The sequence below is a fragment of the Coprococcus intestinihominis genome (assembly GCF_040096555.1).
Classification (GTDB): domain Bacteria; phylum Bacillota; class Clostridia; order Lachnospirales; family Lachnospiraceae; genus Coprococcus_A; species Coprococcus_A intestinihominis.
On the sequence record NZ_JBBMEK010000289.1, the window covers coordinates 1 to 3,973 of the forward strand.

Annotated in this window: 5 protein-coding genes, 1 pseudogene and 1 riboswitch; all 6 genes and pseudogenes read left to right on the forward strand. The window is 39.9% G+C overall.

Features of this window, described 5'->3' with window-relative positions:
* Nucleotides 1–271: pseudogene (locus WMO25_RS15790) on the forward strand (hypothetical protein); the annotation flags it as partial.
* Between the two features lie 164 nt (nucleotides 272–435).
* Nucleotides 436–960 (forward strand): DUF975 family protein, encoded by a 525-nt coding sequence (locus tag WMO25_RS15795; RefSeq protein WP_349086118.1) that lies wholly within the window; start codon nucleotides 436–438, stop codon nucleotides 958–960.
* Nucleotides 957–1,124: a DUF975 family protein gene (locus WMO25_RS15800; protein WP_349086119.1), complete on the forward strand. Its 168-nt coding sequence runs from the start codon at nucleotides 957–959 to the stop codon at nucleotides 1,122–1,124. Before WMO25_RS15795 ends, WMO25_RS15800 begins: the two co-directional genes overlap by 4 nt.
* A gap of 7 nt (nucleotides 1,125–1,131) precedes the next feature.
* Nucleotides 1,132–1,284 (forward strand): hypothetical protein, encoded by a 153-nt coding sequence (locus tag WMO25_RS15805; RefSeq protein ID WP_349086120.1) that lies wholly within the window; start codon nucleotides 1,132–1,134, stop codon nucleotides 1,282–1,284.
* Nucleotides 1,285–1,307: 23 nt separating this feature from the next.
* Nucleotides 1,308–1,393: riboswitch (cyclic di-GMP riboswitch) on the forward strand.
* A gap of 195 nt (nucleotides 1,394–1,588) precedes the next feature.
* Entirely contained in the window at nucleotides 1,589–2,356 is a 768-nt protein-coding gene (locus WMO25_RS15810; RefSeq protein WP_349086122.1) for a GGDEF domain-containing protein, read from the forward strand.
* Nucleotides 2,353–3,973, forward strand: a 1,621-nt coding sequence (locus WMO25_RS15815; RefSeq protein WP_349086124.1) for a sensor domain-containing diguanylate cyclase, incomplete at its 3' end; no start/stop codon positions are given. The genes WMO25_RS15810 and WMO25_RS15815, both read left to right, overlap by 4 nt.

Genomic DNA, 3,973 nt, shown 5'->3' on the forward strand with positions numbered 1-3,973 from the left:
CACAACAAAAGCTTCTTATAAGCATGTGATGGTAATGACGGTTATTACACAGATTGTGCTGGCGACGGTTTCTCCGATGGATAAACAGGGTTATATGACATTGTCTGTCAGTGCGATTTATGAAAGAGACTTAATCAATGCAGATGCGTTGACAATTGTGGAGGACAATCCGAAAGGTGCAGTTGTTACAACTTCCCGAAATGATGTGGACTATGTGGTGACAACTGGGAAAGCTGTGTTGCTTCCACCAAAAGAAAGTGTTGATAAATAAATACATAAGCCATAAGATGATGAATAATTAATTAAACGAACAAAAATCTCAGAGAATCTTAAGATTTTCTGAGATTTTTTATGTTCGATAGATTTTTAAAATCATATGTGGTAAATTAAAAATAAAGTAATAGAAAAAATGCGCATTGAAGAGAGGAGATCACTATGTGGAACAGACAGGAACTAAAGAGCAATGCCAGAATAATGCTGAAAGCCAATTATTTAAAAATTGTTATCGTGAGTGTTGTATTTGCACTTTTGACCAGTTCTGGTTATCAATCGGCCAAAGGAGCGGCCAAAGGCAGTGATGCAGATATCAGCCTCAGCCATTTAACAGATATTCAGTGGTCATTGGTGATGGCAGCCTTTGTGGGTATTATGGGTGTTGTGATCATTGCATTTTTAGTGAATGTTTTGATAGCGGTTTTTGTATGGAATCCGTTAAGTGTCGGCTGCATAAAGTATTTTATAGATTGTCGGTATGGTAACGCAGAATGGAAAGATATTTTATTTGTTTTTAGAAATAATTATGTTAATGTGTGTGTGAATATTTTTTTAAAGCAGTTATTTACCTTTCTCTGGTGTTTACTGCTGATTGTGCCTGGAATTGTTAAGGCTTACGAATATATGATGGTGCCATATATTCTGGCAGAGAATCCGGATATGAGCAGAGAAGAAGTTTTGCATTGAGTAAACAAATGATGAAGGGGAATAAATGGGATGCATTTGTGCTTGATCTGTCATTTATTGGTTGGATGATTCTGGGGGCACTTACATTGAACATTGTGAATGTTCTTTATACGAATCCGTATCGCTATCTGACATCTGCGGAATTATATCATACATTAAAATAAGACGGGCATGAAAATTAAGATTGTTAAGAAATATCTGACGCACTGCATTGTCTATTGCTTTCGGGAAAGAATGGCACATGGCTTCTGGCAGATCGATAGAATGGCAATTCGGAATGGAGAGTTCTTTTATTGGCCTGCAGAAACCATTGTTTTATTGTAGAGCATATGCTATAATATAAATGGTATTTATAGGGGCGGAGCTGTCGAAAGGCAGTGACGCAAAGCCAAAGGGACTAAGGTGTTAGAAACTATGTCAGCCGGTTGCGATAAAGAATTACCGTTGTTTTTGTTTTGTTTTTTTCAGTCACCTGTAGAGCGCAGGTGATTTTTTGCTTTTTTAGTAAAATACAGACGATTTTTAGTACTTTTACAAGCAATGAAAATCATAAGCCCTTATGATGTACTGTTGTAGCTGCATAGAATTTGATAGCCACAAATTCGTATAGAAAGGATGTCAGAGGAGAGTGAAGGATACACACAGTATGACAATGCAGGATGTGTTGGAAATGATGAAATGTATCAGAGAGTTTTTTACTGTAGTCAGATTGGAAAGTGGATATGACACGATGGATAGTGAGGAAACATACTGTGAGATTGAGTACCTGAAGGAAGATATTTTCTTTGTAAAGGCAAAGCGTATAGAAATAGACGGGAAGCCTTACGTGATAAAGATTAAGCAGGAAGTTGATGAAAAAATTCTACAGGCATTGCTGGAGTCCGATCAGATACCGGAACGGCTGGCCTATTACAATGAGAAGATTTATCATGATTCATTGACAGGGGCTTATAATCGGCGTTTTTTCCAAGAGAAGATGATATCTGTAAGTAAGAATACCGGAATTGCGATGATAGACCTGGACAATTTTAAAGCGTATAATGATACATATGGACATCATGCGGGTGACCTTGTGTTGCAGACAACGGTTATGACAATTAAGAGTGTGATACGCCGGGATGATATTTTGATTCGTTATGGCGGCGATGAATTCCTGTTGCTTATGCCGGGAATGCAGTCTCAGGTTTTTCATCAAAAGCTGCTTCAGATACATCAGTTCATTTATCAGTCGGAAGTGCCTGAATATGGGAAAATGCATGTTTCTACGAGTATCGGAGGGGTTATTGCCCAAGGCGAGGAGATTGAGCAGGCTGTTGAGCGTGCGGATAAACTGATGTATGCTGCAAAATCACAAAAATCATGCGTTGTTACGGATGTAGACGAGGAAGTGTTATGAAAAAGGTTCTGGGATGGAAAAAAATCGAAATTGTCTGTGTTATCATTGTAGTGGCTTTCATGTCCTTTTTGATCGGAATATACTATCAGTCAAGAACGGAGAGGGGAAGCATCCGGTCACTCTGCAGTGGGTGGTATCAGATGAAGGACGGGAAAAGGATTGAACTTGAACTGCCTTGTTCTGTGACTGCGGATGCGGAAGGAAAAGTAATTCTTTATAATGATACTCTGACAGAGGATGACAGGGGACTAATTGTATCCACAAGAGGAATACAGGATAATCTGGAAATCAGGACAGGGGAGCGTATTCTTTATCATTATGCGGATAACCAGTTCCAGAAGAACAAACAGATGAAAGGAAAGATGTGGGCAGATGTCCGCCTGCCGGAGGAGACGGGGCAGGAACCGCTATGCTTTATTTATGATGGAACAGCAGGTAGAAGTCTTGATATACAGGTTCCGATACTTGGCAGTTTTTCTGCAATTGTCGTGAGACATCTTCAGGCCTCTGCTTTTTCGATTTTAATGATCATCAGTATGCTGGGATTGGGAATTGTCGCAGTAAGTATTTTCCTTTATACCAGACATCGGCAGCTTGTCGAAAAACGTTTTGTGAATGTCGCAGTTTTTTTGATTATATGCAGCTTATGGTGTATATTGGATTCTGGAATTTACCAGATGTATGGGAAGCACAGTGCAGCAGGAAGTTTAGTGTCTTTTTATGCATTTATGCTGATGTCAGTGCCGATGCTGCATTTTATACAGAATACGGTAAGTAAGGAAAATCAATGGATTCCGGAGATATGGATTTTACTTTTTTATGGGAATGCGATAGGACAGGGCATCGTGAATATTTGGTTTGCGGTTCCTTTTAAAAATATGCTGTTTGTAACGCATTTGATATTATTTACAGGTGTTGCAGCGATGGCCATTCTTCTATGGAGAGAATATCAAAAGCATCAGACGCAGGAGCTGGAGCTTTGTCTGAAGGCATTTGGCGTGTTGGGCATCAGCGGAGTGATTGCCCTTGCTTTATATTGGATGTACGCCATCTACTGGTATGATGCGCTTTTTCAGTTTGGTATTTTACTTTTTATTTCTTTTCTGTTCTGGGGACTGCTTTGTAAAGTATCCAATGATATTCAGTATCGTATGGAACAGGCCGTATATGAAAGGATGTCTATAGAAGACCGGATGACGGGAATGAAGAATCGAAAGGCATTTGAACAGCAGCTGGATCAGCTTCAGCAGGATGTAATGCTGTTGGAAAATGCTTTGCTTATATTTATAGATATTGCCAATTTGAAAACGATTAACGATACGTATGGGATGCAGATAGGCGATGAAGCAGTTATTCGGACTGCCCGGAGCATTCAGGCGGCAGAAAGTGACGCATGTGAGCAGCATACAGAATGTTTCCGTATTGCCGGTGATGAGTTTGCAATTGTGGTGACTCGTCCGCAGAAGAGACCGGAAGAGTGGGAGCAGATGATAAGGAATGAGATGAAAAAAGAATCCGGAAGCAGGTATCCTGTTCAATTGGAATTTGGCTGCAGTTACCTGAGGAAAGCGGATGGAACACTGCTTTCTATCAGTGACTGGAAAATGCAGGCAGACA